Annotated in this window: 9 protein-coding genes and 1 pseudogene; 5 read left to right on the forward strand and 5 right to left on the reverse strand. The window is 45.3% G+C overall.

Translation table 11 applies throughout. The annotated features are described in order from the left end of the window. The first annotated feature begins 80 nt into the window (after window positions 1-80). Window positions 81-569 carry a 2-thiouracil desulfurase family protein gene (locus NLX71_RS25785; protein ID WP_254366641.1) on the forward strand — a complete coding sequence of 163 codons (489 nt, stop codon included), beginning with the start codon at window positions 81-83 and terminating at the stop codon, window positions 567-569. Between the two features lie 170 nt (window positions 570-739). Then, window positions 740-1,237 (forward strand): DinB family protein, encoded by a 498-nt coding sequence (locus tag NLX71_RS25790; RefSeq protein ID WP_254366642.1) that lies wholly within the window; start codon window positions 740-742, stop codon window positions 1,235-1,237. A gap of 38 nt (window positions 1,238-1,275) precedes the next feature. On the opposite strand, the pseudogene NLX71_RS25795 reads toward NLX71_RS25790, so the two are convergent. From NLX71_RS25795 to NLX71_RS25805, 3 genes and pseudogenes are all read right to left on the reverse strand, one after another. After that, window positions 1,276-1,425, reverse strand: a pseudogene (locus NLX71_RS25795) (diadenylate cyclase); the annotation flags it as partial. Window positions 1,426-1,475: 50 nt separating this feature from the next. Next, complete coding sequence (locus NLX71_RS25800; protein WP_254366648.1) at window positions 1,476-2,222, reverse strand: MerR family transcriptional regulator; 747 nt, start codon at window positions 2,220-2,222, stop codon at window positions 1,476-1,478. A gap of 135 nt (window positions 2,223-2,357) precedes the next feature. Beyond that, entirely contained in the window at window positions 2,358-2,546 is a 189-nt protein-coding gene (locus NLX71_RS25805; RefSeq protein WP_090673451.1) for a YqaE/Pmp3 family membrane protein, read from the reverse strand. A gap of 176 nt (window positions 2,547-2,722) precedes the next feature. Here NLX71_RS25805 and NLX71_RS25810 point away from each other — a divergent pair, with 176 nt between their 5' ends. Both NLX71_RS25810 and NLX71_RS25815 read left to right on the forward strand, forming a co-directional pair. Beyond that, window positions 2,723-3,184 (forward strand): GNAT family N-acetyltransferase, encoded by a 462-nt coding sequence (locus NLX71_RS25810; protein WP_254366643.1) that lies wholly within the window; start codon window positions 2,723-2,725, stop codon window positions 3,182-3,184. A 229-nt stretch (window positions 3,185-3,413) separates the two neighbouring features. Beyond that, window positions 3,414-3,554: a YobA family protein gene (locus tag NLX71_RS25815; protein ID WP_254366644.1), complete on the forward strand. Its 141-nt coding sequence runs from the start codon at window positions 3,414-3,416 to the stop codon at window positions 3,552-3,554. Between the two features lie 110 nt (window positions 3,555-3,664). On the opposite strand, the gene NLX71_RS25820 is transcribed toward NLX71_RS25815, so the two are convergent. Beyond that, window positions 3,665-4,834 carry a multidrug effflux MFS transporter gene (locus NLX71_RS25820; RefSeq protein WP_254366645.1) on the reverse strand — a complete coding sequence of 390 codons (1,170 nt, stop codon included), beginning with the start codon at window positions 4,832-4,834 and terminating at the stop codon, window positions 3,665-3,667. Window positions 4,835-5,075: 241 nt separating this feature from the next. Between NLX71_RS25820 and NLX71_RS25825 the strand changes: the two genes are divergently transcribed. Beyond that, window positions 5,076-5,249, forward strand: a complete 174-nt coding sequence (locus NLX71_RS25825; protein ID WP_254366646.1) for a hypothetical protein — start codon at window positions 5,076-5,078, stop codon at window positions 5,247-5,249. A gap of 209 nt (window positions 5,250-5,458) precedes the next feature. On the opposite strand, the gene NLX71_RS25830 is transcribed toward NLX71_RS25825, so the two are convergent. Beyond that, window positions 5,459-5,893 (reverse strand): PKD domain-containing protein (locus NLX71_RS25830; protein ID WP_254366647.1); only part of this gene is annotated, 435 nt, incomplete at its 5' end.

A 5,893-nucleotide genomic window follows, 5' to 3' on the forward strand; every position in this document is an offset into this window, starting at 1 on the left:
GGTAGAATCGATTTTATCGAAAGAGTGGCCTTTTTTCAATTTTTGAATACCTTATTTTGGTTAATCAACAGGCGTGATAAATGATATTAGTGAGCTCTTGTTTAGCAGGGCTAGAGGTAAGATATAATGGTACGCATTGTTTGGATAAAAAGATACGCGAACTGTTAGAAGATAACCAAGCGATAACTGTATGTCCAGAATTGCTCGGAGGATTTTCAACTCCAAGAGAACCAGCTGAGATCGTTGGTGGTAGTGGGGAAGATGTCCTTGATGGTAAGGCTAAAGTTGTCGAGAAATCGGGGAGAGACGTTACAGAACTGTATGTAAAAGGAGCTTATGCTACTCTAAGAAAAGCTAAAGAAGTCGAAGCAACAGTAGTTATTCTTAAAGAGTTTAGCCCCTCTTGTGGAAGTTCGATGATTTATAACGGTGAATTTAAAGGTAAGAAAATGGTTGGAAATGGAGTAACAACTGCTCTACTTAAAAGAAACGGAATTCAAGTCGTTTCAGAAGAGAGACTTTCTGATTTTTTAATGGGAATTTTTAGAAAAGCAAACGAGGAACGTTAGCTGAACTTCACTTGATCATATGAGAACCGGAATCCTTTAAGGGTCCGGTTTTTTCGGTTCTTTCGTGCAAGGCATTTATCCCTTCAAGATGACGGTTTATTTTTTGCTTGAGAAGGGCAAGGAATTTGTTATAATAAATGTGGATATATGGAAACGAAAGGAGATATCGTATGGATAAATTTGAAGAGAATTTATTTACAACCAGAGAGCAGTTGCTAAATGAGGTTTCTTCTCTAAGTTTTGATGAATTCAATCGACGATTTGAGACGAGTAAATGGAGTATAGCTCAGGTTTGTCATCATTTGTTTATTACGGAAAAGTTGTTCGCAAAAGCAATTGTGTTTGGGCTTGAACAAAAGAGGCCAACCGGATCAGAACACCTCCCGGCTCACTTTGTGTCAGATCGGTCCAATAAGATTCAAGCGCCCCAGATTTCGGAACCAAGTTCCGAACCTTTTCAAGTTTTGCAAATCGTTCAACTATTAAGCGAATCAAGAAATAAATTGATGGATGTTCTTAGTAAGATAGATGACAAGTCCATTTTGAAGGCAATAGCAGTAAATCATCCTGTTTTTGGCGACTTGCCATTAGATCAATGGGTTGAACTATTGTATTTACACGAGCAACGACATATCGAGCAAATTAAAGAGCTAAAAGCGCTGTGCTAAGGGATAACGAATCCCGATCAACCCCGTCTCCAGTGATCTTAAACGGAAGAGGGGATCGAGAAAGGATAAAGATGGCCGTTCAGACAAAAGGAGGTTTTCCCGGTTTCCTCGGATACAACGATGATTAACGCATCGGTCCGCTCCGACAGTCCGATGGCGGCACGGTGACGGGTTCCCAGCTTTTGATTGGGGAAGGCCCGAAGTCATCCGGGAATGACTTGCGGGACTGCCCATCGTACTATTTCCGGTTCGTATCCACATAAACAGCCATCGCATCGCTCATAAATTTCGCCAATCCGTCGCCGAAGCGGTCGATGCTTTGGGTGAAGCGCTCGTCATCCACATACATTTGACCCAAGCCTTTGAAGGCTTCGAGCGAGTAAGAACCCATTTGGTTCAGTAGATCGTACCATTCTTTAATGGCCGCCTGCGCCTCCGCAGAATCCGGCGAGCCGCCGCGAAGTTCGGCCAGCTTGGCGTAGATCCCATTCATCGTTTTGCCCATCGCTTCCTGTTCGTCTTTCGACATGGAGCCGACCTTGGCGTTGGCCTTATCGACCGCTTCATTGCCCCAGCGTTCGCGGGCTTCTTGCTCATAAGGATTACGGCTAAAGTCAAAGCCTTCGAATTTTTCTTTCGTCGTCATCTGAATTTCTCCTCTCGCATGACGTATCGTTTTATCGATCGTCGCTATCATGTTATCGAGCCTGCTTCGTTTTTCGAGCAGCATGTTCCGGTGCAGCTCCAACGCTTCCAGACGGTTAAAGGAAGGACTGTGTATCATTTCTTTGATTTTCGTTAAAGGGAAGTCAAGTTCTCTGAAAAACAAAATCTGCTGCAGCATTTCAAGATTATCTTCAGAGTACAAGCGATACCCGGCTTCCGTCGTCCCGTCCGGGGACAATAATCCAATCGCATCGTAATGATGAAGCGTGCGCACACTGATGCCGACTAAATCCGCAACCTCTTTCACCTTCACCGGAATCGTCGCGACCTCCTTTCAAGCATAACTCTAAAGTATAACGTAACGTTAGAGTCAACCATAAAATAAGATTCCTAATGACAAAAAACACTTCCGATAAGAGAAGTGTTTTTGTGGCGATCCGCTTCCTATATCCCATTACCTGTACGAGTTCCGGGACATTCTTTCCATCCGTTGATCCTGTTTGCGTTCGTGAACGACCAGACAAGCGTGAATGACGCCCGGCAGCCAGAAGAAGAGTGTCAGAATAAAGTTGAGAAGGGCCTGTATCGGTTTTCCGCAAAATAGAACGGCAACAGGAGGGAGCAGTATAGCTAGAAGATACATCCGAAAAACCTCCTTTTAGGTTCGTTATTCTGTTATACGAGATTAGGTTTGAAAAGTTTCTGGGAAGTGAAAGTGCAATTTATGTAATGTTATGTAACAAATCAAGATATGATAGTTGTCCGAATAAAGTGGATTCTGTATAATCGGAACTAGATTTCGTACAGAGGGAGCAGAGCATGGAGACGTTCACAATACAAGTCGTAGAGCCGAACAATGAGCATTTGATCGCATTGATTGCGAAACTGGACGATTACCTATATTCGTTGTACCCTCCGGACGAAGTGTTTGGCGTTGATTTGGAAGGGGCCAAGGTTAACGAGATGGTATTCGTCCTTGCCTGTTGTAACGGTGTGGCTGCCGGCTGCGGGGCTTACCGCCCTCTAGATGCACAGGCTGCCGAATTGAAACGGATTTTCGTAGATCCTTCGTTCAGAAACAAAAGAATTGCGTCAAGTATCTTGTCATTTTTGGAGCAGGAAGCGGCGCGGGCGGGATTTAGATCCTTACTCCTCGAAACCGGGCCTATGCAGCCCGAATCGATAGCGCTATACAAGAAATTCGGATTTATCGATATCGATCCTTTTGGAGACTATGTGGATTGCCCCAGCAGTATTTGTATGGAGAAAAAGCTTCCGTGACAATCCCACAAACATCTGAGGAAGAACATTAAACCGCTTGCCCTCCATTTCGAGAGCAGGCGTTTTTTTGCTTGGAACTCCGTGCCGTGCAACATTTTAACCGGGCATCGCGTTTAGGAGATGGAGAACAGCAAATATGGAGCCTTAGCTCCAGGGGTTGTACTCTTACAATAAGCTTAGCGACGGATCGCATGACACGGTAATCCTGAATGTGGCAGGGGATACACCTGTGATCGGAACGAAGGATAATCAGCTGGTTGCCGCAGATCAGCTTAAAAAAGGCGATAAAGTGTATGCCTTCTATGGTCCGATCTTGACCAAAAGCTTGCCGCCAATCGGCCAAGCCGTTAAAATCGTTGTCGAAAACTAAGTTTAGGCTCCCGCTCGGGAGCTTATTTTTTTGGCCATCAGTCGAGGGCGTTTAGCGGGGGAATGCAGAGAAGCCGATTCTCTGCTTAGAGAGAACCGGCTTCCCAATGTTTAAAGCTTCTTGCTCACAAAGGCCATACTTATCGCCAATAAGAGAAAATAGATAGGCATCGTTAATAACGAACCATCGTGAAGATAGCTCATCCCGCTGGTAATCAGGCTGACCACCACGTAATAACCTAATCCGAAAATGGCGCCCGCGGTACCAAGAACATCGCCGTAATTGACGAGCGCCAGACTCAGGCAGTTAGGAATGGCCATACCGATTCCTAGCAGGAGGATAAAGATCGAAGCGATCATGAATGCCAATCCTGCTGCGGAAGGGCTCACGCCATAAAGTGCAAGAACGGTGAGACATACGGCCCCCGTCATCGTGACGAGGGAACCAAGAAAAATAATTTTTTCTGCCGGGACCCGGTTTAGCAGTTTCTTCGACAGCATCGCACCGATAATGGAAGACAGCGCCACGAAAATTCCTAAAAAACCAAATACACCCGGACTTATGTGAAAATACTCGATAAAAATGAACGGGGCCTCAGCATAGTAACTAAACAATATGCCGTTTGTCGCTCCTATGAGAAAACCGAATGCCCATACTCTTTTGTCAGAAATCAAGCGCTTGGCTATAGAAAACGTACGAATGCCGGAGCTCGTGGATACTCTTGTCTCGGGCAGAGAAGCCATGGTGTACACAAAAATGGCGGCCCCCATCACAACCAGAGTGAAGAACACAGCTCTAAAACCGAACACTTGATCGACCCATCCTCCAATTAACGGCCCGATGGCCGGTGTAAAGGCAAGTGCCGCAGAAATCTGAGCAAACACCGCATGACGCTTGGCTCCATCGATACTCTCACGAAGTATGGTTTGAGTCACCACCGAGCCGGTGCTGGCGCCAAAAGCCTGAATGAATCGGCATACCAGCAACCATTCAGCCGAACCGGACAGGTAACATCCTAAGCTGCCCAGGATATAAACCAAGATTCCCCAAAGCAAAGCGGGACGCCGCCCAATGGAATCCGAAAGCCTTCCCCAGCAAAAAACGCCAACGGCGAAACCGAGGAAATATATACTGAGTGTCAGCTGGATCGCATTGCCGGTTGTATGCAGGCTCTTCGCGGTATCCGGTAATGAAGGTGTATAGATCGTTTCGCTAATTTGCGGAAAAGCTACAAGGACAATGAACAACAGTAATGATGGTGATGAGATTTTTCTTTGCACAGCCAATTCCCCCTATAATTCAAAAATCTCAATGGGCTGGCAAAGTAATTACGGGATAGGGGGTTTGCATTTAGTCAATCTGGAAAAGGATAGCATGGTTTTTCACCTTTATTCTTTTATAGGGGGAAGTCTATAGTGCATTTTAGCAGGATTTCGGGAGTCTGTCGAATTTATGCATAACAGATATTAACTTCGTGCATAGTAATAGGTGAACATAGGCTAAGAAGGAGGCAACTTGAAGATGAAAGAAACTGATAAAGAGAAAGCGGCCGAGGCGAACCGGTTGAATTTTTATGACCAGACGGACGACGTGGTGAACGAAGTGCCTGCGACGACGGATGTAAACGAAGCCGTTGAGGCGATCACTTCGCATATCAATAAATATGATGTACCGGATGAGTCGGAGACAAAATAGGAACGGTTCAAGCACGCACAGGATAACCTGCTGCGTGCTTTTTTAGAGCGAACAATTTGTTCTTTAGTCATTTATGGTAACTTGGTAAGAACCTTTAAGCCCTGAATAGTTGTATATGTACAAATAGTATCTTCCTTGGGATAAAGAGAGGGTACCGACGAGATCCGTTTACGTTGGAGAGCAAAGGACCGTTGGCTTGCTCGAATGTATTATTGGGAGGTGGTCGTTTTTTCATTCGATTTGCCTTGATTGTCCGTTACTTTTAGGGCAACCTTAAATGTGCCTGTCTTGGAATAAACGTGCGCGGGATTCGCATCTTGGCTCGTGGTCCCGTCACCGAAATCCCAGTGGTACGAAGCAATGGTTCCATCCGGATCATTTGAACCTTTGCTGCTGAATTGGATGGGATATCCTATGGTTCCATGATAAGGTCCGTTGATCGAGACAACTGGAGCAACATTGTCAGCTGACGTATCGTTTGGAAGAAATCCGTGAAAGACGATATCAAATTCAACGTGATGATCTGATTTGACACGATAATTCATGAAGTAGGCAATCAGTGTTTTATACGTGAGCGTCAAATACTCACCACCTTTCAAGAACCTCAAGCTCATGAGAAAATGAAGGTATCTTGAACGGGAGGT

Origin of the sequence: Paenibacillus sp. MZ04-78.2 (assembly GCF_024213375.1) — a bacterium.
Classification (GTDB): domain Bacteria; phylum Bacillota; class Bacilli; order Paenibacillales; family NBRC-103111; genus Paenibacillus_G.

Coding starts and splice junctions, on each gene's coding strand:
- NLX71_RS25810 (WP_254366643.1), top strand. CDS start 2,723: ATGGAGACGTTCACAATACAAGTCGTAGAGCCGAACAATGAGCATTTG.
- NLX71_RS25805 (WP_090673451.1), bottom strand. CDS start 2,546: ATGTATCTTCTAGCTATACTGCTCCCTCCTGTTGCCGTTCTATTTTGC.
- NLX71_RS25790 (WP_254366642.1), top strand. CDS start 740: ATGGATAAATTTGAAGAGAATTTATTTACAACCAGAGAGCAGTTGCTA.
- NLX71_RS25825 (WP_254366646.1), top strand. CDS start 5,076: ATGAAAGAAACTGATAAAGAGAAAGCGGCCGAGGCGAACCGGTTGAAT.
- NLX71_RS25785 (WP_254366641.1), top strand. CDS start 81: ATGATATTAGTGAGCTCTTGTTTAGCAGGGCTAGAGGTAAGATATAAT.